Source organism: Streptomyces longispororuber (genome assembly GCF_024448165.1).
Lineage (GTDB): Bacteria > Actinomycetota > Actinomycetes > Streptomycetales > Streptomycetaceae > Streptomyces > Streptomyces longispororuber_A.
The window spans coordinates 1-25,211 of the sequence record NZ_JAMOLN010000160.1 but is presented as its reverse complement, the minus strand read 5'-3'; the positions used below and the strand labels follow the sequence as shown (position 1 = coordinate 25,211).

The following is a 25,211-nucleotide window of genomic DNA, read 5'->3' as shown; positions in this document are numbered from 1 at the left end:
AGGAGCCGGAGCGGGTGCCGCGGCGGTTCGCCGGGGCGGAGGTCGTCGTGCGGGGGGCCGACACCGTGCGGGTCGCGTCGCCGCACGGGGCGAAGGTGCGGGCGCTGGAGCGGCCGAACGCCGTACCCGCCGCGCTCGTACGGGAGTTGGGCACGGTCGGGCGGGTCGTCGAGGACCGGTCGTTCGGGCTGCGGGCCGAGGGCGGGCCCGGTGAGCTGGTCGGGCACCCGTGGTCCGTCGCCGCGTTCGGGGCGTACGCGCTGCGGGACGGGCGGGCGCCGCGCGCGGACGACGAGGTCGTCGTCGGCGGGGACTGGGCCGCGCCGGGGCAGCGGATCACGACGACGCGCGGCACCGTGCGGGTCGTGGGCGTCGCCACGGCGCACCGCCCGTACGAGGACGCGGTCTTCTTCGGGGACCGGCGCGCCGCCGAGATCGCCCCCGGCAGCGTGCAGGTGGTGGTCGTCGGGGGCGGGGTCGACGCCGTACGGGGCGTGGTGCGCGGGTATCCGGACGTGCGGGTGCTCACCGGGAGCGAGCGGCGGCTGGCCGACGCCGATCCGGGGCGGGACCAGGAGGCGGTCACGGCGCTGACCGCGCTGTTCGGGACGGCCGCCGGGGTCACCGGGTTCGTGTCGGTGTTCGTGGTGGCGTCGACGTTCGCGTTCGCCGTGGCGCAGCGCCGCCGGGAGTTCGGGCTGCTGCGCACGGCGGGGGCGACGGCGGGGCAGCTGCGCCGGGCCCTGGTCGCCGAGGCGCTGCTGGTCGGGGTCGTCGCGGGCGGGGCGGGGTGCGTGCTCGGCGGCTGGGGTGCGCCGCGGCTGGGCCGGTGGGCGGTGGCGCAGGGGCTCGCCCCCGACTGGTTCGTGATCCGGACGGGCGCGGCCTCCTGGCCGTACCACCTCGCCTTCTGGACCGGTCTCGCCGTGGCGCTGTGCGGGGTGCTCGCCGCGTCCTGGCGGGCCGGCCGGACCGGTCCCGCGCAGGCGATGCGCGAGGTGTCGGTGGACGGGCGGGTCATGACGTGGGGGCGGATCGTCGTCGGGGGCGGGCTGCTGGTCACCGCGCTGGTCACCCTCGGCACGGCGCTGGCCGGCGACCCCGGTGAGCTGCTGCACCGCAAGACGTACATCGTGCGTCCGATGCTGCTGATCGGCGCGGTGGCGCTGATCGCGCCCGCGCTGGTCCGGCCGCTGCTGCGGCTCGGCGGCCTGCTGCCGGCCCGGCTCCCGGGCGCCACCGGCATGTTGGTGCGGGAGAACGCGACCGCCGGGCTGCGCCGCACCGCCGCCGTCGCCGCGCCGGTCCTCGCGACGGTCGCGCTCGCCGGGTCGCTGCTCGGCGCGACCGGCACCATCGCGGGGGCGAAGGCCGCCGAGGCCAGGGAACGGACCGTCGCCGACTATGTCGTCACGCCGCAGGGCGCCGACGGCTTCGACGCGGCGACGCTGCGCAGGCTGCGTCAGGTCGAGGGCGCCACGGTCTCGCCGACGGCGGCGACGACGCTGTACGTGCCGGAGGACGGCGGCGTCGCGCTCGTCACGTCCGAGGCGCGGGCGGCCGATCCGGCCCTGCTGGCGCGGACGACCCGCCTCCCGGTCGTCGCGGGACGGCTCGCCGACCTGACCGACGACACCGTCGTCGTCAACGAGGAGTGGCAGCGGCACACCGTCGGCGAACGCGTCGACGTCCGGCTCGGCGACGGCACGCGACGGTCCCTGCGGATCGCCGCCGTGCTGCGCACCGGCACCGGCGACAACGGCGCCTACGTCACCGCGCACAACGCCGCCGGCGCCCCCGTGGACCGCGTCGACGTGACGGTCGCCGACGGCCGCGCGGCTGCGGACGTCGGCTCGGCCCTGCGGGCGGCCGTGCACGGCACGGGAGCGGCGGTCGTCACCAAGTCGCAGTGGCTGGCGGCGAGTTACCCGGCGACGAACCGCACGACCCGCCTCGGTCTGCTCCTCGTCCTCGGCATCGCGCTCCTGTACACGGCCATCGCCATCGCCGTCGCCAACGTCACGGTCATGGCCACCACCGACCGCACCCACGACCTGACCGCGCTCCGGCTGGCCGGTGCCACCCGTGCGCAGACGCTGCGGGTGGTCGCGGCGGAGGCCCTGGCGGTGACGGTGACGGGCAGTGTCCTCGGCCTGCTGGTGGCCGCCGCGAACGTCCTCGGCATGCACCTGGCGCTGATCCGCCTGCACGTCGACGCCCCCTTCGCCCTGCCCTGGGCGGCGCTCGCCGCGACGGCGGCGGCCTGCGTGGCGATCGCGGTGGTGTCGGCGGTCCTCGCGGCACGGTTCGGTCCGGCGCTGCGCGGACGCTCCGTGGGGGTGTGAACGGGTGCGGGGCGCACGTACCTTGACGTGGCTCGGGGGTGCGGACGTACCGTCCGGAAATGGCAATGGCATCCATGGACGCGCTGCTCACCGGCCCCGGCGCCCCCTTCTCCGTCGTACGGGACGAGGACGGGCGCCTCGCGTACGCGGAAGGGCCGCGGACCCTGCGGGAGTTCGCCGAGACGACGTGGGCGTTCGGTCCCGCGCCGTTCCTGATCGCGGAGACCGGGCGGCTGACGTACGGGGAGTTCTTCGCCGCGGCCAGTGCGCTCGCCCGCCGGTTCCTGGACGAACGCGACGGCTACGGGCTGCGGCCCGGCGACCGTGCCGTCATCGCGATGCGCAACCATCCCGAGTGGCAAGTCGCCTTCTGGGCCTGCCAGTTGGCGGGTCTGGTCGCCGTCCCGCTGAACGGGTGGTGGACCGCGGACGAGTTCGCGTACGCCCTCGACGACTGCCGGCCCGGCGTACTGGTCGTCGACGGCGAACGCCATGAACGCATCGCCCCCTGGCTGGCCGCCGTCCCCGCGGACCGCCGCCCGTGGACGCTGGTCTGTCACGAGGAGGGCCGGGAGCCGGTGGGCGAGCGCGTCGAGCGGTACGCGGAGCTGCCGGTCCCCGATCCGCTGCTCGGCCCGCCCGACGTCGACGTGCAGCCGCACTGGGACGCCACGATCCTCTACACCTCGGGGACCACGGGCCGCCCCAAGGGGGCCGTCGCCACCCACCACGCGCACATGGCCGCCATCGCCAACCCCCGCTACTTCGCGGCGCTCTCGGCCCTCGGCCGGGGCCTCGTCCCGGGCCAGGGGCCGGCCCCCGTCGGGCTCCTGACCTTCCCCTTCTTCCACGTCGCGGCGTTCACCGGGTTCTACGCGGCCATGGCCGCGGGCGGCTCGCTCGTCCTGCTGCGCAAGTGGGACACGGACACCGCGCTCGCCCTGATCCACGAGCACGGCATCACGAACTTCGGCGGCGTGCCCACGACCGCGCTCCAACTCCTGGCCCGTGCCGAGGAGTTGGACGACGACCTGCCGACGCTCGCCGGGTTCAACACGGGTGGCGCCGCCGCCCCGCCCGACCTCGTCGCCCGGCTGACCGCCCGCTACGGGGACCGCATCGAACCCCGCAACGGCTACGGCCTCACCGAGACGCTCGGCGGCGTCACCGCGAACTTCGGCGCGGAGTACCGGAGCCGGCCGGCGAGCGTGGGCAGGCCCGCGCCCGCGGTCGAGGCGCGGATCGCCGGGCCCGGCGGTGAGGAGCTGCCCGACGGGGCGGTGGGGGAGCTGTGGCTGCGCGGCCAGTCGGTGATCCGCGGCTACTGGGAGGACCCGGCCGCCACGGAGGCGGCGTTCACGCCGGACGGGTGGTTCCGCACGGGGGATCTGGCGGTGCTCGCGGAGGGGCGGGTCAGCGTCGTCGACCGGATCAAGGACATGGTGATCCGGGGCGGCGAGAACGTGTACTGCGTCGAGGTCGAGGCCTGCCTGCACGACCACCCCGACGTGCTGGAGGCGGCCGTCGTGGGCGTGCCGCACCCGGTGCTGGGGGAGGAGGTCGCGGCGGTGGTGCGGGTCCGCGAGGGGTCGTCCCTGGACCCGGATTCCCTCCGGGGGTTCGTGGGGCGTTCCCTCGCGGCGTTCAAGGTGCCGGCGGTACTGGTGCTCCAACCGGAGGAGTTGCCCCGCAACGCCACCGGCAAAATCCTCAAGCGCACCCTCAGGGCCCGCTTGACCACGTGACCACCTGACCGTCTGCGGCTGAGTGGGGGCTGGTCGCGCAGTTCCCCGCGCCCCTGAAAGACCGACTGCGTCTGCCGGGCCGGTCTTTCGTCGCGAGAAGCCCCGCCGGACCCGCAGGCGAACCCCTATCGCCGCGTCACGAACACCCGGTAGTCGCCGGAGGCGTCCGCCCCGGCGACCGAGATCCGCACACCCGCCCTCCGGTCCTTGAACACCTCGCCCGGCCGGTACGGCGCGTCCGACAGTTCCGCGTGGACGTTGGGGCGGCGCGTGCAGCCGCCGCTGTCGGGGGTGGAGTCCTCGACCGTGATCGGGCCGTGCCCGGTGTCCACGTCCGCGTCGACCTTGTAGATGAGGACGCCGGGCCGGCACACCGCCTCGTCGTTGCCCTCCTGCGAGCGCACCTCGATCGCGTACCCGCTCTTCTCGGTCAGCGGCACGAACGCCAGCTTCGTGCCGCCGCCGTCCCGGCCCAGCGGCGACAGCAGGTGCTCGGTCGTGCCGGGCTGCGCGGCGCAGCCGATCTGGTCGTCGTCGAGCCAGCCCAGCTTCCACTTGTGCCAGCCGAGCAGGTCGTTCCCGACGCCCCAGTCCTCGCTCATGATGTCCCAGTGCCCGACGGCCCCGCCGCCGTCCTGCGTGTAGAGGTCGGGCAGCCCGAAGACGTGCCCGTTCTCGTGCGGCAGCACCCGGTAACCGGTCTCGGTGTACGAGCCGGAGCCGTCGTCCTGGCGCGAGTACACGAAGGAGACGTTGGACAGCGGCACCCCGTCCGCGACGGGTGCCTCGTGGTTCCCGGCGAACGTCACGGACAGCACCGTGTCCAGGGCGGACGGCCCGGCGTTCGGCGTGGTCAGGATGTTCACGAGGTCGTACTGGCGGAAGTCCACGTCCGGGTCGGCGGCGGCCACGATGTCGTCGACGAGCTCGCGGTAGCCGGGCTCGAAGGGGGCGCCGCGCTCTATCCCGTACGCGGCGAACGGCTTGGGCATCCGCAGCCAGTGCTTGACCGGGGACTCGGGCTGGTAGTCGAGGCGGCCGTACGAGCCGGTGCGGAACCACTCCTGGGTCTTCGGGAAGAACTCCCCGAGCCGGTCGAGGGCGGTGCCCTCACCGGGCGCGTCCGGGAAGTCGATCATGAGGTTGAGGGCCCGGACGGTGCCGGTCGAGCGGGCGTAGCCGGGTGAGGTGGGCACGCCCTCGGACATCTGGACGCCGAGCGCGCCGCGGATCATGCAGGGGCCGAGGGAGGTCGCCCGGGCCAGCGCCGTCGGGCCCGCCGCCGTCGGCGAGCTGTCGAGCAGCCGGCCGGTGCTCGCGGTCATCGTCAGCGCGAGGGCCACGGCCGTGGCTCCGGCGAGCATCGCACCGCGCCGGCCCCTGCGTATCCGCTGCTGCCGCATTCGACCCGCCTCACGCTCGGCTCCGTTTCGATCACCCTGTGTCGGGGTCGGTCGGGCCGCGCGCTGGGTGCGCCGATCGTGGGTTTCTGGGGCTGGAGTGGTGTGAGTCAGGTCACATGAGGGGCGGGAAATAACCGGGGACGTTCTCCCCGTTTAGACCTGTGTCCGCGAAAGCGGGGAGCGAGTCCCCGTTTCAGTACGTGACAGACGACCGAAGGAGACCGCCGTGGCCACCGCAACCGAGCAGCCGCAGCGCCGCGTCCCGCGCCCGCGGGCCGACGCCGTGCGCAACCGGGAGCGGATCGTCGCCGCCGCCCGTGAGCTGCTCGTCGAGTACGGGACCGATCTCCCGCTCGACGAGGTCGCCCGCCGGGCCGGGGTCGGCAACGCCACGCTGTACCGGAACTTCAAGGACCGCGGTGAGCTGATGCACCACGTCGTCCTGTCGGTCACCGATCACGTCACCGAGCACGCGGAGCAGGCGCTCGCCGCCGAGGAAGCCGGCGAGAAGACCGCGTTCGACGCGCTGCGCGCCTTCGTGCACGCGGCCGCCGACGAGCGCATCGGCGCCCTGTGCCCGATGCTGAACGCCACCTTCGACAAGGACCACCCGGACGTCGTCGCCGCCCTCGACCGGCTCACCGCCGGCCTGGAGGAGCTCATCGCACGGGCCCGTACCGCGGGCCAGCTGCGCACCGACGTCGGCGTCGGGGACCTGATGGTGGCCCTCTCCCAGCTGACCCGGCCGCTGCCCGGCACCGCGTGTGGGGGCCTCGACCGGTACGACACCTTCTTCCACCGCCATCTGCAGCTGTTCCTCGACGGCCTGATGGCACCCGCCCGCTCGGAACTCCCGGGCGAGGCCGCGACCTTGGAGGACCTCCGCCAGGAGTGAGGCGCCAGGACTGAGGCCCCGCCCTCCCATCACTTGAGTCACCTGTTCCGTACAGACCCGATTTCTCACGCTTATTCACTACTTGGAGTCCCGCTGTGGGTACCCCCTTGCCGAATTCGGCATCCATAGAAGGCGACGCGCGTCGCTGGAAGGCCCTGGTCTTCATCGCGCTCGCCCAGCTGATGGTGGTCCTCGACGCCACCATCGTGAACATCGCCCTGCCCGCCGCGCAGACCGACCTCGGCATCTCCGACGGCAACAAGCAGTGGGTCATCACGGCCTACGCGCTGGCCTTCGGCGGACTGCTCCTGTTCGGCGGCCGCATCGCGGACCTGTGGGGCCGCAAGCAGACCTTCGTGACCGGACTGCTCGGCTTCGCGCTCGCCTCGGCGCTCGGCGGTGCCGCGCAGAACGAGGCCATGATGTTCGGCGCCCGTGCGCTCCAGGGTGTCTTCGGCGCCCTGCTCGCGCCCGCCGCGCTCTCCCTCCTCGCCGTCATGTTCACCGACGCCAAGGAGCGCGCGAAGGCGTTCGGCATCTACGGTGCGATCGCCGGTGGCGGTGGCGCCGTCGGCCTGATCCTCGGCGGTTTCCTCACCGAGTACCTGAACTGGCGCTGGACGTTCTTCGTGAACATCCCGTTCGCGATCATCGCCGCCGCCGGTGCGTACTTCGTCATCCGTGAGCCGGCCGGCGGCCGCAACCGCTCGCCGCTCGACATCCCCGGCGTCGTGCTCTCCACGCTCGGCCTGGTCTCCCTGGTCTACGGCTTCACGCGTGCCGAGTCCGAGGGCTGGTCGGACCCGACGACGATCGGCATGTTCGTCGCCTCCGCCGTCCTGCTGCTCGCGTTCGTCGCCGTCGAGGCCCGGGTCAAGCACCCGCTGCTGCCGCTGCGCGTGGTCGCCGACCGCAACCGCGGCGGTGTCTACGCCTCGCTCGGCCTCGCCGTCATCGCGATGTTCGGCCTGTTCCTCTTCCTGACCTACTACCTCCAGGTCGTGAAGGGCTTCTCGCCGGTCAAGACGGGCTTCGCGTTCCTGCCGATGATCGCAGGCATGATCACGGGCTCCACCCAGATCGGCGCCCGCCTGATGACGCGGGTCCCGCCGCGTCTGCTGATGGGTCCCGGCTTCCTGGTCGCGGCGCTCGGCATGGGGCTGCTGACCCAGCTCTCGGTCGACGCCTCGTACCCGGCGCTGATCCTGCCCGCGCAGCTGCTGCTCGGCCTCGGCATGGGTACGGCGTTCATGCCCGCCATGTCCCTCGCGACGCTCGGCGTCGAGGCCCGCGACGCGGGTGTCGCCTCCGCGATGGTCAACACCTCGCAGCAGGTCGGCGGCGCCATCGGCACGGCCCTGCTGAACACGATCGCGGCCTCGGCCACGACCGCGTACCTGGTGGACCACGCGGCGGGCGCCCGTAGCCCGCAGCTCCTCCAGGCGCAGGCCATGGTGAGCGGCTACACCCACGCCATCTGGTGGGCCGTCGGCATCCTGGCCGTCTCGGCCCTGATCGCCTTCACCCTCATCAACACCGCCGCCCCGGGCGCCGGTTCGGCCACCGCCTCCGGTGACACGGACGGTGTCGAGGACGAGGTGAAGATCCCGGTGGTCGCGCACTGACCACCGCGCCGTACGGAGCCGGTCCCCCGGACGCTCTACCTGAGCCAGGGGAGATCGGCCCCGGCGTCCTTCGGCTGGAGTCCCTCGGCGACGATCCGCATGATCTCGCCGAGGGACTTCTGCTGTTCGGGGGTGAGCCGGTCGAAGAGGGCCTGGCGGACGGCGGTGACATGGCCGGGCGCGGTCTTCGCCAGGACCTCAAGGCCCTCGTCCGTGAGCACCGCGAACTGGCCGCGCTTGTCCGAGGGACAGTCCTCGCGCCGCACCCACCCGCTCTTCTCCAGGCGCGCGATCGCGTGCGAGAGCCGGGAGCGGGTGATCTTCGCGTTGATCGCCAGCTCGGTCATCCGCAGCCGGCGCCGCGGGGCCTCGCTGAGCGCGACGAGGAGCCCGAAGTAGACGTGCGGCATCTTCGCGTCGCGCTGGAGCTGGCGGTCGAGGTGATCTTCCAGGAGCGTGGTGGCGTGGAGGTACGCGCGCCAGGTCAGCTGCTCGTCCTGGGTGAGCCACCGGGGCTCTGTGCTGTTCATGGACTCCATCGTAAAGACCTCCTCCTTGAATATTAAACAAACAAGGGTTACTTTTGTCAGCACCCTGAACTTGAAATTTCAAGGAGGTCGTCGTGTCCACCGCACCCGCACCCGAGCGCATGCCCGCGCTCTACCTCTCCCACGGCGCCCCGCCGCTCGCCGACGACGCCCTGTGGACCGGCCAGCTCGCCGCCTGGTCGGCCGATCTGCCCCGCCCCAAGGCGATCCTGATGATCTCCGCGCACTGGGAGGAGGCGCCGCTCGCCCTCGGCGCCACCGAGACGGTGCCGCTCGTGTACGACTTCTGGGGCTTCCCCGAGCACTACTACCAAGTCCGGTACGCGGCGCCGGGTGCGCCCGAACTCGCCGACTCCGTACGCAAGTTGCTGCGCGCACCCGGCATCCCCGTGCAGGACGTGCCGGACCGGGGCCTGGACCACGGGGCGTACGTCCCGCTCGTCGAGATGTACCCGGACGCCGACATCCCGGTCCTCCAGGTCTCGATGCCGACGCTCGACCCGCAGAAGCTGATGGACATCGGGCGCCGGCTCGCGCCCCTGCGGGACGAGGGCGTGCTGATCGTCGGCTCCGGCTTCTTCACGCACAACCTCGCGGCGCTGCGGCAGGGCGGGATTCCGGCGTGGTCGGCCGAGTTCGACGAGTGGGGGCAGCGGGCGCTGGACGCGGGTGACGTGGACTCGCTCCTCGACTTCCTCCGCAAGTCGCCGGCGGGCGCGCTGGCGCATCCGCGTACGGAGCACTTCGCTCCGCTGTTCGTGACGATGGGGCTGGCCGAGGCGGCGGGTGAGCTGGAGTCCCAGCGCAGCGTGATCGACGGCTTCTGGCTGGGCCTGGCGAAGCGCTCGGTCCAGTTCGGGTAGGCGGCGGCTCTTGTTCTTCGGGTGCGGCTGAGTGGGGGCTGGTCGCGCAGTTCCCCGCGGGGGAGGCAGCGGCGAAGCCGCAGGCCTCCAGGGGCGCGGGGAACTGCGCGACCAGCCACGGCGAGAGGTGCAGCCGGTGTCCGGGCTGAGAAGTCACGGCGCGTAGCCGTGGCGGTTGCCGGCCCGCAGGGTCAGGCCGGGTCGATCAAGGTGAGCGCGCGGGTTGCCGCAGCCAGTGCGACCTCTCCGCCGACGTCCAGCGCCGTGTCTGCGAACTTGATCGCGTGGTCGTCGCCATGGGCCGCGGCCCGCTCGAAGAGTTCCCCGGGGGACACGTCCCCCGCCGAGACGACCGGCACCGGCGCGGCAGGCGCATACGCCGCCGTGACCGCCGCACTCGCCGCCCACGCGGCCCCCAGCGACGCACCCCACAACGACCGGGGCAACGCGGGCAGCGTCCGCAGCACCGCGTTGGGCGCGGTCGCGGTGTGCACCAGCATCACGGCGTTGCCGTGGGCGTGCGTGGCGTACCGGCGGACCGCCGCCGAGACCAGCTCACCGAGCCGCTCCCGCGCCGTGTCCGGGTCGACGGGGCCGGCCGCCCACCCGGGGAACGCCTCGATCTGGGCGAGCCGGGGCCGGATGCCCCCGCTCTGGTCGGCGACCCGCGGCACCGCGTCGAGCGCCCCCGCCGCGTCCGGCGCCGAGGGCAGCGAGGTCAGGGCCGGCAGCAGCTGGTGGCGGGCGGCCCAGTAGCCGAGGCCGTGCGCGAGTTCGGCGAGCCGGGGCTCCGTCGGTTCGGTGGTGAGCAGGGTGCGGACGGCGTGGCCGACCCGGATCACCGGATGCGTGGCACCCCCGGCGATACCGGGCAGCAGCCGCGGCCACCACTCGGCGAGCACGTCCCGCCAGGGCCGCTCCGCCAGCGCCCGCTCGAAGAAGACGATCCAGTCCGCGAGCCGCCGGGAATCGCCCAGCGCCTCCTGCCAGTCGGCCGCCACGATCGGCGAGCCGGGGGCGGGCATGGCGTCGAGCCGTTGCTCGTAGTGGTCGAGCCAGCGGTGAACGCGCGGCGCCTGCCCGCCGCGTACGAGGGATTCCACGGCCATCGGGCCGTGGTTGGTGAGCCAGCCGTCGAACTCGGGGCCCGTGACGTGCAGCCGCTCGAGTGCTTCGTCGAGAGTGCCGGTGTTGTCGTCCATGGCGGCACGGTAGGCGCGACCGTGAGCGCGGCGTAACGGGCTGTGGCCCTAGGCCGGGACCTAGTCCTTGCGGCCGAGCGGCTTCTCGTACCAGGCAACGTCCCAGTACTTCCCGAACTTCCGGCCGACCTCCCGGTACGTGCCCACGTGGGTGAAGCCGAAGCGGGCGTGGAGGCGGACCGAGGCCTCGTTGGGCTGGGTGACGCCCGCGTACGCGCGGTGCACGTCCTCCTCGGCGAGCGCCTCGAAGAGGGCCTTGTACAGGAGCGTGCCGATGCCGCGGCCCCCCGCGTCGGGCGCGCAGTAGACGGTGACCTCGACCGAGGTGTCGTACGCGGCCTTCACGCGGAACGGGCTGGACGTGGCGTACCCGAGGATCCGGCCGGTCGGTGCCTCCTGCGCAACCAAGAGCCGGTGCCTGCCGTCTTCAGGATGGGAGAGCAGCCAAGGACGTCGCTCTTCCGGAGTGAAGGCGGCCGTGTCGAAGGTGATCGGCGTCTCACGTACGTAGTGGTTGTAGAGGTCGGTGAGTGCTTCGAGGTCACTCGCGACTCCTGCCCTGACCTGCACCTCTGTGGACTCCGCCGGCATCCCGTCTCCCCTGTTCGTGCGGTGTGGCGCGACAGGGTACTGCATGATCACAAAAAAGATGGGTCGGCTTGGGAATTCTGTCCGGATTCCAGTCGTTGTTTCCATCGGATGCAGGGCACCCGCGAGGGTGTGCAAGCCGTCCGGCCCAGCCGACCTACCATCGCAAGGGAGCACGCATGGCAACCCGTGCCGTAGCCCGTCGTAAGTCCGCCGCGTCCGGCGAGACAAACGCGGCACGCAGTGTTCGCGCCGTGGGCGGGGAGATCGCCGACCGCGACCTGGTCGGCATGTACCTCGACGAGATCGCGCGAACTCCGCTGCTCGACGCCGCCAAGGAAGTCGAGCTGTCCCAGACCATCGAGGCGGGCGTGTACGCCCGGCAGATCCTCGACGGCGAGGTCGCCGACAGCACCGCCGCGGGCAAGGCGACCCGCGAGGAGCTGGAAGCGCTGGTCGAGGCGTCCGAGAAGGCCAAGGACATCTTCATCAAGTCGAACCTGCGCCTGGTGGTGGCGGTCGCCCGCCGCTACCCGCGCGCGGGCCTGCCCCTGCTCGACCTGATCCAGGAGGGGAACGCGGGCCTGGTGCGCGCGGTCGAGAAGTTCGACTACCGCAAGGGCTTCAAGTTCTCCACGTACGCGACGTGGTGGATCCGTCAGGCCATCACCCGTTCCATAGCCGACCAGTCCCGCACCATCCGGCTCCCCGTCCACCTGGTCGAGGAGCTGGGCCGGATCCGTCGTGTCCAGCGCGAGTTCAACCGTGAGCACGGCCGTGAGCCGGAGCCCGCGGAGATCGCCGCCCAGCTGGACAAGACGACGCCGGAGCGGGTCACCGACGTGCTGGACTGGGCCCGCGACCCGGTCTCGCTGAACATGTCGGTGGACGACGACGGCGACACCCAGTTCGGCGACCTCCTGGAGGACACGTCGGCCGTGTCCCCCGAGCAGTCCGTGCTCACGCTGCTGCGCAGCGAGGAGCTCGACGACCTGATCGGGCGGCTCGACCAGCGCACGGCGTCCATCATCAAGATGCGGTACGGCATCGAGGACGGGCGTGAGCGGACCCTCACGGAGGTCGGCAAGGAGCATGGTCTGACCCGTGAGCGGATCCGGCAGATCGAGAAGCACGCGCTTCTCGAGCTGAAGAAGCTGGCGCGTGACACGGGGTTCGACGCCGCAGCGTAACCGTAACCGTCTCCGTTGTCGTGTGCGGGTTCGGTGGGGGCTGGTCGCGCAGTTCCCCGCGCCCCTGAGATGCGCACTTCGTGCGCCGTCTCAGGGGCGCGCCCCGTAGGGGCGCGGGGAACTGCGCGAGCAACCACGACGAGAGCCGCACCCGCCCAAGACGCCCAAGACCCCTAAGACGCCCGCACCATCCGGTCACCCAACTCCCGTACCGCCACCACCAGTTCCTCCGGTCCCCGGACCCGGAAGTCGAAGCCGGTCATGGCGAGGCGGACCGCCGTCCACTCGACCGCGTCGGACACGGTCGCCCGCAGCCGGCAGCCGCCACCCGGCAGCGGCTCGGGCCGCCCCACCACCGGAGGGACCCGCGCGGCGACGTCCTCCACCGGCGCCGCGAACTCCACGTCCATGTCGTAGGACCCGGACCCGGACCCGCCCCGCGACGCCATCGACCGCCGCAGGAACTCCGCCGCATCCCCTTCCGGCACCTCCCGCGGAGCGAACCGCGCCCCGGTCGCGAACGGCTCCGACACCCGGTCCACGCGGAACGTGCGCCAGTCCTCGCGATCCACGTCGTACGCGACGAGGTACCAGCGGCGCCCGGTCGACACCAGCCGGTACGGCTCCACCGAGCGGCGCGTCTCCGTGCCGTCGGCGGCCCGGTAGTGGAAGCGGAGCCGCTCCGTGCCGGCCGTCGCCGAAGCGATCACCGTGAGCGTCTCGGGAGCGATCGTGGGGCCGTCGCCCGAGGTCAGCGGGATGGTCGCGGCCTGCAGCGTGGCCACGCGGTGGCGCAGCCGCGAGGGCAGGACCTGCTCCAGTTTGGCGAGGGCCCGCACCGACGCCTCCTCGATGCCGTCCACGGCGTGCCCGGCCCCGGCGCGCAGCCCGACCGCGATGGCGACGGCCTCCTCGTCGTCGAGGACGAGCGGCGGCAGCGCCTTGCCGGCGACGAGCCGGTAGCCGCCCTCCGCACCCATCGTGGCCTGCACCGGGTAGCCGAGTTCGCGCAGCCGGTCGATGTCGCGGCGGACCGTGCGCCGGGAGACGCCTAGCCGGCCGGCCAGTTCGCCGCCGGGCCATTCCCGCGGGGTCTGCAGCAGGGAGAGGAGCTGGAGCAACCGGGCTGGGGTGGTGTCCGTCATGTTCTCCATGTTCTCCAGAGTCCTGGCCATCTAGGACACGACCTGACCTACATGGCCATTAAGTTTCTTGTATGACCTCAACCGCTACCGACACTTCTGCCGGCTCTGCTCCCGATTCCACCGGCGCCGACCGGCGCCGCTGGTTCGCGCTCGCCATCGTGATGACGGCGGCCTTCATGGACCTCGTCGACGTCACGATCGTCAATGTCGCCCTGCCCACCATCCAGCACGACGAGGGCGCCTCGACGGGCCAGATCCAGTGGATCACCGCCGGTTACGCGCTCGCCTTCGCGGCGCTGCTCATCACGGGCGGCCGGCTCGGCGACATCTTCGGCCGCAAGCGGCTCTTCCTGCTCGGCATCGGCGGGTTCACGATCGCCTCGGCGCTCTGCGGCTTCGCGGCGAACCCGGAGATGCTGGTCGCCTCGCGGATCCTGCAGGGCGGGATGGCGGCGATGATGGTGCCGCAGGTCCTGTCGATCGTGCACGCCACGTTCCCGGCGCACGAGCGCGGCAAGGTCTTCGGCCTGTTCGGTGCGATCGTCGGCCTGGGGGCAGTGACCGGTCCGCTGCTCGGCGCGCTGCTCACCGAGTGGAACATCTTCGGTCTGGAATGGCGCCCGATCTTCCTGATCAACCTGCCGGTCGGCATCGCCGCCCTGGTCCTCGGCTCGCGCGTCATCACCGAGTCGAAGGCCCCCAAGGCGCTGAAGCTCGACCTGGTCGGCGTCGTGCTGGTCACCCTCGCGATGCTGGCGCTGGTCTACCCGCTGACCCAGGGCCGCGAGAACGGCTGGCCGGTGTGGGGCTTCGTGATGATGGCGGCGTCGGTCTTGATCGTCGCGGTGCTGATCGCGTACGAGAAGGCGAAGACCCGGCGCGACGGTTCGCCGCTCATCGAGCTGTCCCTGTTCAAGGTGAAGAGCTTCGCGGCGGGCATCGCCGTGCAGACCGTCTTCGGCCTGGTCATGGGCATCTTCTTCCTGACCTGGACCCTCTACATGCAGATCGGTCTCGGCTGGAGCGCGCTGCGGGCGGGTCTGACCGGCGTCCCGTTCTCGATCGCGGTGTCGGTCGCCGCGGGCATCTCCGTGCAGAAGCTCGTGCCGCTCTTCGGCCGCAAGGTCCTCCAGGCGGGCGCGCTCCTGATGGCCGTCGGCGTGCTGATCTACGTGTACGAGTCCGGGCACTACGGCCTGGAGATCAAGTCCTGGCAGATGGCGCTGCCGCTGGTCGTGATGGGTCTGGGCATGGGCCTGATCGTCGCCCCGCTGACCGACGCGGTCCTGTCCGAGGTGCCGCGCGAGCACGCCGGTTCGGCGTCCGGTCTGATCAACACGGTGATGCAGATGGGCAACGCGCTGGGCCTCAGCCTCGTCTCGGTGGTCTTCTTCAACGTCGTCGAGGACCACATGAAGCAGGGCGAGGGCAACGCCGCGTTCATCGACGGCTTCCACAGCTCGCTGCTGTGGGCGGCCGGAATCCTGGTCGGCATCTTCGTGCTGATGTTCGCGCTGCCGCGCAAGCCGGCCGGCGGCCCGGGTGAGGCCGAGGCGCACGACGACGCCCCGACCGAGCGGGAGCCCGAACTGATCGGCTGAGCGGCCGAGTCGGGGTTCAGGCGCTGGACCGTCCCACCTGGTCCAGCGCCTCCAGCACGTCCGCGGGGCGGCCGCCGGCCGTCACCGCTCGCCCGATCCGCTGCCGGATCGCGGCGCGCACCGTCGGCCACGACCGCAGGCCCACCGGGTGGAACTCGGCGTCGGGCATCTGGTCGACGAACTCCCGCAGCGCCCGCTGGTCCGGGTCGGCCCGCACCTGCTGCGAGCCGGAGGCGGTCACCGGCAGTGTCGCCTGACCGCCGCCGTACGTCTTGGCCGATCCGGTGCTGAACAGGAACGTCAGGAACTGCCCGGCCTCCTCGACGCGGCCGCCCTTCTTGAAGACCATCATCCAGTCGTTGAGCCCGACCGGTGGCGCCGCCTCCCCGTCCCGCTTGGGGAAGGGCGCGTGACCGTACGGGAGCCGGGCCTGGTCGGCGGCGCCGAGCAGCACCGGATGCGCGATGAGCATGCCGACCCGGCCCTTAAGGAACTGCGCGTACGCGTCGGTCCTGGTGAGCTTCGCCGGGTCGGCGCCCGCGAGGCCGGGCGCGACGAGCTCGTCGCGCAGCCAGGTCAGCGCCGCCTCGTTCTCCGTGGACGAGAAGTCGTACCCCTGGATCTCGGAGTAGCCGCCGCCGCCCGCGAGCAGCCAGGTGAGCAACTCGTCCTCCGCCGCCTCGGGGCCGAACTGCAGCGCGTACGGGGTGGGGACCCCGGTCGCCTTCAACGCCTTGGCGGCGGCCTTCAGTCCGGCCCACGAGGTGGGGGCGCCGGTGAGGCCGGCCCGGTCGAACAGGGCCTTGTTGTAGAAGAGCCGCGGGGTGCTGGCCAGGATCGGGATGCCGTACTGGATGTAGTCGACCTTGCCCGCGTCGGCGAACGACGCGATGAAGTCGGCCTGCGTGGGTACGTCGAAGAGCTTCTCGACCGGCTGGAGCTCACCGCTCTCGGCGTACGGCGCGAAGATGTTGGACTGCGCGATGTCGGGGGCCCGGCCGTCCTTGACGCGGCGGGCCAGCGTCGCGTCGATCTTGAGGAACGGGACGCGCTCCACCCGGATCCGGATGCCGGGGTGCTTCTTCCCGAAGGCCTTCACGACGTCGTCCCACTGGTCGCCGATCGCGGCGCCGACGCTCTTGTCGTAGCTGGCGACGAGGAGGTCGAGGGTGACGGTGTCCTCGTCGCCGCCCGTGCCGCACCCGCCGAGAGCCAGGGCTCCCGCCCCGGCTCCGGCCAGGCTCGCCGTCTGAAGGAAGAACTGCCGCCGCCGCACCGATCTCGCCCCGCTCGTTGGGTTGACATGATCACTTCTCAACGGTGGCAGATTGTGCCACATGGGCATATCCTGACTTCATGGCAGGTACACAGGCGATGACGCTCACCGAGCGGCGCAAGGCCGCCACGCGCTTCGACATCGCCCGCACGGCGGCCCAGCTCTTCACGGAGGACGGGCTGCGGGCCACCCGCGCCGAGGACATCGCGCGGGCCGCGGGCATCGCGCCGCGCACCTTCTACCGCTACTTCGCGACCAAGGAGGAGGCCGTCGCCCCGCTGCTCGCGGCCGGCGCCGAGGCCTGGGCCGAGGCCGTCCGGGCGGCCCCCGTCGGCCTCCCCGTGCCGGACGCGCTGCGGTTCGCCGCCGAGCGCGCGCTCAGCGCGGACGACCCGGCGAACGCGGCCTCCCTGGAGTGGGTCCGCGCGCTGCTGCGGCTGACGGACGAGAGCCCGGCGCTGCGGGCGGTGTGGGCCGACACGAGCCGGGTCTCCGAGGCGACGCTGCGGGCGATCCTCGCCGAGCGCACCGGCACCCCCGAGGGGGACCTCGCGCTGCGGCTCGCGGCGGGCGTGGCGTCCACCGCGATCCGGGTCGCGGTGGAGGCGTGGGCGGCGACGGACGAGCCGGCCGGCGGACCGGGAGGCCCGGCGGCGCTGGCGCTGCGGTGCCTGGCGGAGGCCGGTGGGGCCGTCGAATCCAGCCTCTCCGGCGATTGAGGAGTGGGGTCAGGGGCGACGCCCCGTGGCCGTGACGAAAGGGAACCCGAAATGAACAACCTCACCGGCAAGACGGTCCTGGTGACCGGCGGAGCCCGCGGCATCGGCGCCGAAGTGGCCCGTACCGTCGTCGCCGCCGGGGGCAACGCCGTCATAGGTGACGTGCTGGACGACGAGGGCAAGGCCCTCGTCGCCGAACTGGGCGGCGCCGCCCGTTACGTCCACCTCGACGTGACGGACGAGGCCGGGTGGCAGGCCGCCGTCGCCTTCGCCACGGCCGAGTTCGGCTCGGTCGACGGCCTGGTCAACAACGCCGGCATCTCCACCGGCATGCCCTTCGAGACGGAGAGCGTCGAGCGCTTCCGCAAGGTCATCGAGGTCAACCTCGTCGGCGTCTTCGCGGGCATGAAGACCGTCGTCCCCGCGATGAAGGAGGCGGGCGGCGGCTCGATCGTCAACATCTCCTCCGCGGCCGGCCTGATGGGCCTCGCGCTCACCTCCTCGTACGGCGCCTCGAAGTGGGCCGTGCGCGGACTGACCAAGATCGCGGCGGTCGAGCAGGGCACGTCGAAGATCCGGGTGAACTCGGTGCACCCCGGCATGACGTACACCCCGATGACGGCCCAGGTCGGCATCCAGCAGGGCGACGGCAACTATCCGAACACCCCGATGGGCCGGGTCGGCGAGGCCGACGAGATCGCGAAGGCCGTGGTGTTCCTGCTGTCCGACGACTCCTCGTACATGACCGGTGCCGAGCTGGCCGTGGACGGCGGCTGGACCACCGGTCCGACGGTGAAGTACGTGATGGGCCAGTAGCAGGTAGCAGGTAGCAGGTAGCAGTAGCGAGGGCAGCAGTAGCGAGAGCAGTAGTCGCGAGAGCAGTCGTCGCGAGAGGCTTCGTGCAGGGCCCGGTCCTCCTCCCCGGAGGGCCGGGCCCTTTGCCGTGCGCGCATCGGGACCAATGCCCGTTTGTGTCTGCTGAATGCCCGAACCTGTTTACTTTCCCGAAATCCGGTCGTAGCCTCAAGCCAGAGCAACAGATTCGGGCACGGCGGAAGAGGTCGACGGACATGTACGCACCGGAGCGTCAGCAGGAGATCCTCCGCCTCGCCCGGGACGGCGGCCGGGTGGACGTGCTGTCCCTGGCCGAGGAGTTCCAGGTCACCGCCGAGACCATCCGGCGCGACCTGAAGGCCCTCGACCGGGCGGGCCTGGTCCGCCGGGTGCACGGCGGCGCCATCCCGGCCGGCCGGCTCGACTTCGAGCCCGACCTCGCCGAGCGCGAGGGCACCGCCGCCGACGAGAAGGACCGCATCGCCCAGGCCGCGCTCGCCGAGCTGCCGGCCGAGGGCAGCGTGATCCTGGACGCCGGTTCGACGGTCGCCCGGCTCGCCGCCGCGCTGCCGCTGGAGTCCCGGCTGACCGTCGTCACGCACTCGCTGCCGACCGCCGCCCGGCTCGCCGACCACCCCGGCATCCAGCTCCACCTCGTCGGCGGCCGGGTCCGGCACCGCACCCGCGCCGCCGTCGACGCCTGGGCCCTGCGCGCGTACGGCGAGATCCGCGCGGACGTCGTCTTCCTCGCGGCGAACGGCTTCGCGGCGGGCGCCGGGCTCACCACCCCCGACCTCGCCGAGGCCGCCGTGAAGCGGGCCGCCGCCGGAGCCGCCCGCCGGGTCGTCCTGCTCGCCGACTCCGCCAAGCACGGCCAGGAGCACTTCGCCCGGTTCGGCGACCTCACCGACGTCGACCTCCTCGTCACGGACACCGGCCTCGCCCCCGAGGACGCGGCCGCGATCGAGGCGGGCGGCACGGAAGTGGTCCGCGTATGACCCCCGACCGGCCCCGCACCCTCATCGGCCACACCAGCCCCACCGGCCACACCAGTGACACCGGCACGACCAGCACCAGCACCACCCCACGCACGGAAGCGGCGATTCGCGGCATGATCCTCACCGTCACCCCCAATCCCTCCCTCGACCGCACCTACGAGATCCCCGGTCTCGACCGCGGTGAGGTCGTGCGCGCCGACGGCGAGCGCATGGACCCGGGCGGCAAGGGCGTCAACGTCTCGCGGGCCGTCGCCGCCGCCGGTGCCCCCACGCTCGCCGTCCTCCCGCTGGGCGGCGCTCCCGGCGCCCTGGTCGCCGACCTCCTGGCCGGCCAGGGCATCAAGGTCGCCCCCGTCCCCGTCGCCGGCCAGACCCGGTCGAACATCGCGCTCGCCGAGCCGGACGGAACGCTGACGAAGATCAACGCTCCCGGCCCCGAACTGAGCCCGCAGGAAGCCGAGTCGCTCCTGTCGGCCGTCGGCGAGCAGTCGGCGGGCGCCGACTGGATCGCCTGCTGCGGCAGCCTCCCGCGCGGCCTGGCGCCCTCCTGGTACGCCGAGTTGGTGGCCCGCGCCCACGCGGCGGGCGCCCGGATCGCGCTCGACACGTCGGGGCCGGCCCTGCTGGCGGCGCTGCGCGAGCGCCCCGACGTCGTGAAGCCGAACGCGGAGGAGCTCGCCGAGGCCGTCGGCCGCCCGCTCGCCACGATCGGCGACGCGGTGAAGGCGGCCGAGGAACTGCGGGAGGCGGGCGCGGTCTCCGTCCTGGCCTCGCTCGGCGCGGACGGCCAGATCCTGGTCGACGCCACGGGCGTCCGGTTCGCGTGCGCTCCCGTGGCAGCCGTCCGCTCGAACGTCGGGGCGGGCGACTCGTCCCTCGCCGGCTTCCTGATCGCGGGCGGCAGTGGCCCCGAGGCCCTCGCCTCGGCGGTCGCCCACGGCGCGGCGGCCGTCCAGCTCCCCGGCAGCGCGATGCCGACACCGCGGGACCTCCGCCCGGACGCGGTGGAACTGACGGCGGAGGTCCCCCTGAACAGGCCGTTGAAGGAGCGTGTGGCGTGAGAGGAAGCCCTGCCGGGGGCGCGGGCAACCGCGCGCCCGGCCACGCCCGGCCCGCACCCGCCGACGAACGAACAACCCCGCAGACGCCTAGGCAAAGGAGCCCGCGATGACGGAGATGATCACCGCGGACCTGGTCGACCTCGACCTGTCCGCCGCAACGAAGGACGAGGCCGCGCGCTCCCTGGCGGAGCGCATGGTCGCCCGGGGACGCGTGACCGACCTCGACGGCTTCCTGGCGGACGTCGCGGCCAGGGAGGCCCAGATGCCGACCGGCCTGGACGGCGGCATCGGCATCCCGCACTGCCGCAGCGAGCACGTCACCGAACCCACCCTCGCCTTCGGCCGCGCGGCGCAGGGCATCGACTTCGGGGCGCCCGACGGTCCGGCCGACCTGATCTTCCTGATCGCGGCACCGGCCGGCGCGGACGACGCGCACCTCACGATCCTCTCGTCGCTCGCCCGTCAGCTGATGGACGAGGACTTCAAGGCGGCACTGCGGGCGGCGACGGACGCCGAGCGGACGGCGGCGCTGATACGCGGCGAGGCCCCGACGCCCGCACAGAACCAGACGCCCCCGGAGGCCCAGGCCCAGGACCAGGATCAGGACCAGGCCCAGGATCAGGCCCAGGCCCAGGACCAGGAGCAGCCCGCCCCGACGCAACCGGCCCTCGAACAGCCCGCGGACCCGGGCACGTTCAAGATCGTCGCGGTCACCTCCTGCCCCACCGGCATCGCCCACACCTACATGGCGGCCGAGTCCCTGGAGAACACGGGCCGGGACACCGACGGCGTCGAACTCGTCGTCGAGACCCAGGGCTCCGCCGGTTTCACCCGCCTCGACCCGGCCGTGATCGCCGCCGCGGACGGCGTGATCTTCGCCCATGACGTGCCGGTCCGCGAGAAGGACCGCTTCGCCGGAAAGCCGACGGTCGACGTCGGCGTGAAGGCGGGCATCAACCGCCCGGCCGAACTCATCAAGGAAGTACGCGACAAAGCGGCCCGCGGCGAGGTCTCCGCACCGGCGGGGTCATCCACACCTGTGGACAACTCCGGCGAGTCCGAGGACGGTTACGGGACGAAGCTGCGCAAGTGGCTGATGTCGGGCGTCAGTTACATGGTGCCGTTCGTCGCCGCGGGCGGTCTGCTCATCGCGCTCGGCTTCGCGATCGGCGGCTACGAGGTCGCGGACGTCAAGGTCGAGACGCTGCTCAACAGCTTCGACTGGGGCTCCACGACGAGCTGGGCGGCGCTGCTCTTCTACACCGGGCAGGCGGCCTTCGCCTTCCTCGTCCCGGTGCTCGCCGGCTACATCGCGTACGGCATGGCGGACCGGCCGGGGCTCGTGCCCGGCTTCGTCGGCGGCTCCATCGCCCTGACGGTCAACGCGGGCTTCCTCGGCGGCCTCGTCGCCGGTCTCCTCGCGGGCGCCGTGGTCCTGGCGATCCAGAAGGTGAACGTCCCGCCGGTGCTGCGCGGCATCATGCCGGTCGTGGTGATCCCGCTGCTCTCCTCGATCGCCGTCGGCTTCCTGATGTTCGTCGTGGTCGGCAAGCCGATCGCCTCGCTGCAGAGCGCCCTGACGGACTGGCTCAACTCCCTGTCCGGCGCCAACGCGATCATCCTCGGCGTCATCCTCGGCCTGATGATGTGCTTCGACCTCGGCGGCCCGCTCAACAAGGTCGCCTACGCCTTCGCGGTCGGCGGCCTCGCCGACCCCACCGACGGTTCGCTCAAGGTCATGGCCGCCGTGATGGCCGCCGGCATGGTGCCGCCGCTGGCGATGGCCCTGGCCACCACCGTGCGCGGCCGGCTGTTCACCAGGGCCGAGCGGGAGAACGGCAAGGCGGCCTGGGTGCTCGGCGCGTCCTTCATCACCGAGGGCGCCATCCCGTTCGCCGCGGCCGACCCGCTGCGCGTCATCCCCGCCTCCATGGCGGGCGGCGCCGTCACCGGCGCCCTGTCGATGGCCTTCGGCTGCACCCTGCGGGCCCCGCACGGCGGCATCTTCGTCGTCCCGCTGATCGGCAACGCGTTCCTCTACCTGATCGCCATCGCGGTCGGCGTCTGCGTCTCCGCCGCCCTGGTCGTCGTACTGAAGGGGCTGCGCAGGTCCGCTCCGGACGGGACGGCCGCGGCCGGGGAGGAGTCCGCCGTCGGCGGGGCGAAGGTGCCGGCGGCTGTGTGACGCCGGTGAAGCCGGAACTGTCCGTTCCTGCGAGATACGTCACGGTCCGGGACCAAAGTCCCGGACCGTGGTGTTCACTGGACCGCATGCCTGAGCACGTGTCGATCCTGCAGCAGACGGGCCTGGCGATCCTCGCGGTCGCCACGGTGGCCTGGGTGGTCGGTCTGATCCGACTCGTCCGTGTCGTCACCGCCGGCCCACCGCGGTCACTGCCCTCGCTGCCGCTGGGCGCGCTGCCCGGCCAGGCCCAGGCCCCTGCCGTGGAGTCGGTGCCGCTGACGGCCGACGAGCAGGACGCGTTCGCCGGTCTGGTCCGGCAGTTCAGCCGCAGCTAGAGAAGCCGGTACCTCGGCGGCCGGCTCAGCGGCCGGCGCGCGGACGGCTCGCCGCCCGCTGCTCGATCGCGGACCGGGCCGCGGCCTGCGTCACGTACACCTCGCACATGTGCCGGCCGTCCGGTGTCGCCGTGTGCTCGACCTCCCAGAGGCTGACCTCGCAGCCGTCGCGCAGCAGGAACGCGTGCTCGTACAGCGCGAATCCCTGGCTGAGCCGACGGCCGAACGCCTGCGTGATCTGGTGCGCGCACGCCTCCCGCAGCAGGCGCGCCGTCCCCGGGCCCGGCCGGGTCGCCGTGTCCGGGTTCTCCGCGCGGCGCAGCAGCCGCCGGGCGTGGTCGACGGAGCTGTCCGGGTCGGCGGGGCCGAAGGTGCGGCGCTGCGGCGGGACGGGCGGCAGCTGGACGGGGGCGATCGGGACCTGGAGGCGGAACTCGGGCGCCGACTCCGGGGGCAGCGGCAGCCGCGCCGTCGCCAGCCGCAGCTCCTCCTCGGTGACGTAGACCTCGTGCTGGGTCAGGCCGTCCCGCCCCGTGTTGTGCACCAGCTCCCACAGGGTCTGCGAACTGCCGTCGGCGAGCAGCCAGGTGTGCCGGTACGTCTCGCGGTGCAGGCCCGCGCTGTGGTGGGCGGAGTGCAGCGAACTGTCGTACGCGAGGGCGCTGTCGAGCAGGCGCAGCGTCTCGTCGGGCAGCTCGAAGGAGTTGAGCGCGCGGCCGAGCAGCCGCGCGAGGTTCTCGTCCGGGGTCTCGGGAGCGTCCGGAGGCTCGGGAGCCTCCGGCGAGTCGGGCGACGCGGGTGATTGAGGCTGCGCGGGCGACCCGTGTGACGCGGCGTCGTACGCGTAACCGGACTCGTAGTCGTGCGGAGCGCTCAAGGCACCTCCCGGCATTGCTGCATGTCACCTTGTGGGTGCATACCGTAGCCCCTCGGTCGGACATCATGTCCGCGAAATGGCAAACGGGGGAAGGGAATTGGGAAACGTGCCTGCACAACGCGCGGGCCGCGCGGAAGGTTCCCGCGCGGCCCGGCCCGTGAACGGGGATCTCAGACGGCGCTGCCCGCCGTCCACTGGCTCCAGGACATGTTCCAGCCGTTGAGGCCGTTGTCCGGGGAGATCGTGGTGTCGTGCGAGTTCTTCACGGTCACGACGTCGCCGACGAGCGAGTTGTCGTAGAACCACTTGGCCGTCGTGTCGCCGCCCGCGCCCCGCACGTCCCGCATGCCGACGCAGCCGTGGCTGGTGCCCTGGGCGCCGAAGATGCCCGGCGAGCTCCAGTAGTTGCCGTGGATGAACGTGCCGGACTGGGAGAGCCGCATGGCGTGCGGCACGTCCGCGATGTCGTACTCGCCGCCGAAGCCGACCGTGTCGCCGTTCATGCGGGTCTGCACGAACTTCTCGGAGATCACCATCTGGCCGTTGTACGTGGGGTGTTGCGTGCTGCCCGTCGACACCGGGATCGTCTTGACGGTCTGCCCGTCGCGGACCACCGTCATCTGCTGCGTGTTCGCGTCGACCGTGGAGACCTGGGCGCGGCCGACGGTGAAGGACACCGTCTTGCTCTGCACGCCGTGGATCCCGTTCGCCCCCTCGACGCCGTCCAGGTCGATCTTCATCGTGACCTTGGAGCCGGCCTTCCAGTACGTCTCGGGCCGGAAGTCCAGGCGCTGCGCGCCGAACCAGTGGCCGACGATCCGCTGGCCGCCGGTGGACGTGACCGTGATGTGGCGCTGCACGTCCTTCTTGTTCGTGATCGCCTTGTCGAACGTGAACGAGACCGGCATCCCGACGCCGACCGTCGCCCCGTTGTCCGGCGTGTATGTGCCGATGAAGCTGTTGGCGCCGGAGACGGTCGTGAAGATGGAGTTGGCGGCGGCCGTGTGGCCCTCTCCGTCCTTCGCGGTCGCGGAGATCCGGTACTTGGTGCCGCGCTCCAGCTGCTCCTTCGGCTTCCAGGACGCGCCGTTCGCGGCGATCGCGCCCGCGACCTGCTTGCCGGAGGCGGACTCGGTCAGCTTCACGTCGGTCAGCCTGCCGTCGCTGACCTTGACCCCGGTCGCGTTGATGGAGGCGCCGGTCGAGCCGTCCTTGGCCGAGATGGTGATCCGCGGGGCGTCCTGGGCATCGTCCCCGCCGCCCTTGCCGCCCTCGGCGCTGGCGCTGCCGCCACAGGCCGTGAGGGTCAGTGCGCCGATGGCGAGGCCGGCCCACGCGACGGCTATGTTCTGCCTTCTCACGGTCTGCTCCTGTTCCAGGTGGTTGCACCGGTGTGTGCCTGTGCGAGGAGAGAGTCCGGGATGGCCCGCCGGGTTCCGTCCGTTGCCTGTGAGGGCAGACACAGGGACGGTCCCGTTACGTCGGTTACGTGATCGTCGACCGCCCTACGCGGGCCCGGGCCCGTAGAGCTCGCCGTACGAGAGGTGCGTGCCGCCGGGGCCGTGCACCGACTCCGCGGCCCGCAGGGCCCGCACGATCGCCCGCGTCACCAGGTCGGCGCCCGCCGCGAGGATCTCGTTGAGGGCGAGCGGGTTCGTGGCGTCGAGGGGCCGCGCGCCCGTGGCGAGGGCGAAGACGGTGTCGCCGTCGTTCAGCAGGTGCACCGGGCGCACGGCGCGCGCGATGCCGTCGTGCGCGGTGCCCGCGACCTTCTGC

At 72.4% G+C, this 25,211-nt stretch carries 22 protein-coding genes; 13 read left to right on the top strand and 9 right to left on the bottom strand.

Annotated elements, in window-relative coordinates; all coding sequences use genetic code 11:
• Both M4J07_RS34350 and M4J07_RS34345 read left to right on the top strand, forming a co-directional pair.
• A partial coding sequence (locus M4J07_RS34350; protein ID WP_255978418.1) for an FtsX-like permease family protein occupies positions 1–2,345 on the top strand: 2,345 nt, incomplete at its 5' end.
• Between the two features lie 59 nt (positions 2,346–2,404).
• On the top strand, positions 2,405–4,090 hold the full coding sequence (locus M4J07_RS34345) for a class I adenylate-forming enzyme family protein (protein WP_255978416.1): 1,686 nt from the start codon (positions 2,405–2,407) through the stop codon (positions 4,088–4,090).
• A gap of 125 nt (positions 4,091–4,215) precedes the next feature.
• Here the strand turns inward: M4J07_RS34345 and M4J07_RS34340 are convergent, their stop codons facing one another.
• Positions 4,216–5,493, bottom strand: a complete 1,278-nt coding sequence (locus M4J07_RS34340; protein WP_255978414.1) for a M6 family metalloprotease domain-containing protein — start codon at positions 5,491–5,493, stop codon at positions 4,216–4,218.
• A gap of 226 nt (positions 5,494–5,719) precedes the next feature.
• Here M4J07_RS34340 and M4J07_RS34335 point away from each other — a divergent pair, with 226 nt between their 5' ends.
• Positions 5,720–6,388: a TetR/AcrR family transcriptional regulator gene (locus tag M4J07_RS34335; protein ID WP_255978412.1), complete on the top strand. Its 669-nt coding sequence runs from the start codon at positions 5,720–5,722 to the stop codon at positions 6,386–6,388.
• A 95-nt stretch (positions 6,389–6,483) separates the two neighbouring features.
• Positions 6,484–8,013, top strand: a complete 1,530-nt coding sequence (locus M4J07_RS34330; protein WP_374215136.1) for an MFS transporter — start codon at positions 6,484–6,486, stop codon at positions 8,011–8,013.
• Positions 8,014–8,048: 35 nt separating this feature from the next.
• Here the strand turns inward: M4J07_RS34330 and M4J07_RS34325 are convergent, their stop codons facing one another.
• Positions 8,049–8,552 (bottom strand): MarR family winged helix-turn-helix transcriptional regulator, encoded by a 504-nt coding sequence (locus tag M4J07_RS34325; RefSeq protein WP_374215135.1) that lies wholly within the window; start codon positions 8,550–8,552, stop codon positions 8,049–8,051.
• A gap of 110 nt (positions 8,553–8,662) precedes the next feature.
• On the opposite strand from M4J07_RS34325, the gene M4J07_RS34320 reads away from it, so the two are divergent.
• Positions 8,663–9,424 (top strand): dioxygenase family protein, encoded by a 762-nt coding sequence (locus M4J07_RS34320; protein ID WP_255978424.1) that lies wholly within the window; start codon positions 8,663–8,665, stop codon positions 9,422–9,424.
• 191 nt (positions 9,425–9,615) lie between these two features.
• On the opposite strand, the gene M4J07_RS34315 is transcribed toward M4J07_RS34320, so the two are convergent.
• Positions 9,616–10,626 (bottom strand): questin oxidase family protein, encoded by a 1,011-nt coding sequence (locus M4J07_RS34315; protein ID WP_255978406.1) that lies wholly within the window; start codon positions 10,624–10,626, stop codon positions 9,616–9,618.
• Positions 10,627–10,686: 60 nt separating this feature from the next.
• The gene (locus M4J07_RS34310; protein ID WP_255978404.1) at positions 10,687–11,217 is read right to left on the bottom strand and encodes a GNAT family N-acetyltransferase; all 531 of its coding nucleotides are present in this window, start codon (positions 11,215–11,217) and stop codon (positions 10,687–10,689) included.
• 176 nt (positions 11,218–11,393) lie between these two features.
• Here M4J07_RS34310 and M4J07_RS34305 point away from each other — a divergent pair, with 176 nt between their 5' ends.
• Positions 11,394–12,404 (top strand): sigma-70 family RNA polymerase sigma factor, encoded by a 1,011-nt coding sequence (locus tag M4J07_RS34305; protein ID WP_255978402.1) that lies wholly within the window; start codon positions 11,394–11,396, stop codon positions 12,402–12,404.
• A gap of 173 nt (positions 12,405–12,577) precedes the next feature.
• Here the strand turns inward: M4J07_RS34305 and M4J07_RS34300 are convergent, their stop codons facing one another.
• Positions 12,578–13,549: a helix-turn-helix transcriptional regulator gene (locus M4J07_RS34300; RefSeq protein WP_255978422.1), complete on the bottom strand. Its 972-nt coding sequence runs from the start codon at positions 13,547–13,549 to the stop codon at positions 12,578–12,580.
• A gap of 71 nt (positions 13,550–13,620) precedes the next feature.
• On the opposite strand from M4J07_RS34300, the gene M4J07_RS34295 reads away from it, so the two are divergent.
• Positions 13,621–15,150: an MFS transporter gene (locus M4J07_RS34295; protein ID WP_255978399.1), complete on the top strand. Its 1,530-nt coding sequence runs from the start codon at positions 13,621–13,623 to the stop codon at positions 15,148–15,150.
• 16 nt (positions 15,151–15,166) lie between these two features.
• On the opposite strand, the gene M4J07_RS34290 is transcribed toward M4J07_RS34295, so the two are convergent.
• Positions 15,167–16,426, bottom strand: coding sequence for an extracellular solute-binding protein (locus M4J07_RS34290; protein WP_255978397.1), 1,260 nt, complete (start codon positions 16,424–16,426; stop codon positions 15,167–15,169).
• Between the two features lie 80 nt (positions 16,427–16,506).
• On the opposite strand from M4J07_RS34290, the gene M4J07_RS34285 reads away from it, so the two are divergent.
• From M4J07_RS34285 to M4J07_RS34260, 6 genes are all read left to right on the top strand, one after another.
• The gene (locus M4J07_RS34285; protein ID WP_255978395.1) at positions 16,507–17,145 is read left to right on the top strand and encodes a TetR family transcriptional regulator; all 639 of its coding nucleotides are present in this window, start codon (positions 16,507–16,509) and stop codon (positions 17,143–17,145) included.
• Positions 17,146–17,196: 51 nt separating this feature from the next.
• Positions 17,197–17,961, top strand: a complete 765-nt coding sequence (locus tag M4J07_RS34280; protein ID WP_255978393.1) for a glucose 1-dehydrogenase — start codon at positions 17,197–17,199, stop codon at positions 17,959–17,961.
• Positions 17,962–18,215: 254 nt separating this feature from the next.
• Entirely contained in the window at positions 18,216–18,977 is a 762-nt protein-coding gene (locus M4J07_RS34275; RefSeq protein WP_255978391.1) for a DeoR/GlpR family DNA-binding transcription regulator, read from the top strand.
• A gap of 113 nt (positions 18,978–19,090) precedes the next feature.
• Positions 19,091–20,038 (top strand): 1-phosphofructokinase, encoded by a 948-nt coding sequence (gene pfkB / locus M4J07_RS34270; RefSeq protein WP_255978420.1) that lies wholly within the window; start codon positions 19,091–19,093, stop codon positions 20,036–20,038.
• A 106-nt stretch (positions 20,039–20,144) separates the two neighbouring features.
• Positions 20,145–22,223 (top strand): PTS fructose transporter subunit IIABC, encoded by a 2,079-nt coding sequence (locus M4J07_RS34265; protein WP_255978389.1) that lies wholly within the window; start codon positions 20,145–20,147, stop codon positions 22,221–22,223.
• Positions 22,224–22,309: 86 nt separating this feature from the next.
• Positions 22,310–22,558 (top strand): hypothetical protein, encoded by a 249-nt coding sequence (locus tag M4J07_RS34260; RefSeq protein WP_255978387.1) that lies wholly within the window; start codon positions 22,310–22,312, stop codon positions 22,556–22,558.
• A 25-nt stretch (positions 22,559–22,583) separates the two neighbouring features.
• Here M4J07_RS34260 and M4J07_RS34255 read toward each other — a convergent pair whose 3' ends face one another.
• The 3 genes from M4J07_RS34255 to M4J07_RS34245 form a co-directional block, all read right to left on the bottom strand.
• Entirely contained in the window at positions 22,584–23,435 is an 852-nt protein-coding gene (locus M4J07_RS34255; protein WP_255978385.1) for a DUF6227 family protein, read from the bottom strand.
• A 170-nt stretch (positions 23,436–23,605) separates the two neighbouring features.
• Positions 23,606–24,796: a L,D-transpeptidase gene (locus M4J07_RS34250; protein ID WP_255978383.1), complete on the bottom strand. Its 1,191-nt coding sequence runs from the start codon at positions 24,794–24,796 to the stop codon at positions 23,606–23,608.
• Between the two features lie 144 nt (positions 24,797–24,940).
• Positions 24,941–25,211: P1 family peptidase (locus tag M4J07_RS34245; protein WP_255978380.1), on the bottom strand; the 271-nt coding region annotated here is incomplete at its 5' end.

Excerpts from the sequence above, each read along its gene's own strand:
- M4J07_RS34345 (WP_255978416.1), top strand. The coding sequence starts at position 2,405 with ATGGCAATGGCATCCATGGACGCGCTGCTCACCGGCCCCGGCGCCCCC.
- M4J07_RS34340 (WP_255978414.1), bottom strand. The coding sequence starts at position 5,493 with ATGCGGCAGCAGCGGATACGCAGGGGCCGGCGCGGTGCGATGCTCGCC.
- M4J07_RS34325 (WP_374215135.1), bottom strand. The coding sequence starts at position 8,552 with ATGGAGTCCATGAACAGCACAGAGCCCCGGTGGCTCACCCAGGACGAG.
- M4J07_RS34320 (WP_255978424.1), top strand. The coding sequence starts at position 8,663 with ATGCCCGCGCTCTACCTCTCCCACGGCGCCCCGCCGCTCGCCGACGAC.
- M4J07_RS34315 (WP_255978406.1), bottom strand. The coding sequence starts at position 10,626 with ATGGACGACAACACCGGCACTCTCGACGAAGCACTCGAGCGGCTGCAC.
- M4J07_RS34310 (WP_255978404.1), bottom strand. The coding sequence starts at position 11,217 with ATGCCGGCGGAGTCCACAGAGGTGCAGGTCAGGGCAGGAGTCGCGAGT.
- M4J07_RS34305 (WP_255978402.1), top strand. The coding sequence starts at position 11,394 with ATGGCAACCCGTGCCGTAGCCCGTCGTAAGTCCGCCGCGTCCGGCGAG.
- M4J07_RS34300 (WP_255978422.1), bottom strand. The coding sequence starts at position 13,549 with ATGACGGACACCACCCCAGCCCGGTTGCTCCAGCTCCTCTCCCTGCTG.
- M4J07_RS34295 (WP_255978399.1), top strand. The coding sequence starts at position 13,621 with ATGACCTCAACCGCTACCGACACTTCTGCCGGCTCTGCTCCCGATTCC.
- M4J07_RS34285 (WP_255978395.1), top strand. The coding sequence starts at position 16,507 with ATGGCAGGTACACAGGCGATGACGCTCACCGAGCGGCGCAAGGCCGCC.
- M4J07_RS34280 (WP_255978393.1), top strand. The coding sequence starts at position 17,197 with ATGAACAACCTCACCGGCAAGACGGTCCTGGTGACCGGCGGAGCCCGC.
- M4J07_RS34275 (WP_255978391.1), top strand. The coding sequence starts at position 18,216 with ATGTACGCACCGGAGCGTCAGCAGGAGATCCTCCGCCTCGCCCGGGAC.
- pfkB (WP_255978420.1), top strand. The coding sequence starts at position 19,091 with ATGATCCTCACCGTCACCCCCAATCCCTCCCTCGACCGCACCTACGAG.
- M4J07_RS34265 (WP_255978389.1), top strand. The coding sequence starts at position 20,145 with ATGACGGAGATGATCACCGCGGACCTGGTCGACCTCGACCTGTCCGCC.
- M4J07_RS34260 (WP_255978387.1), top strand. The coding sequence starts at position 22,310 with ATGCCTGAGCACGTGTCGATCCTGCAGCAGACGGGCCTGGCGATCCTC.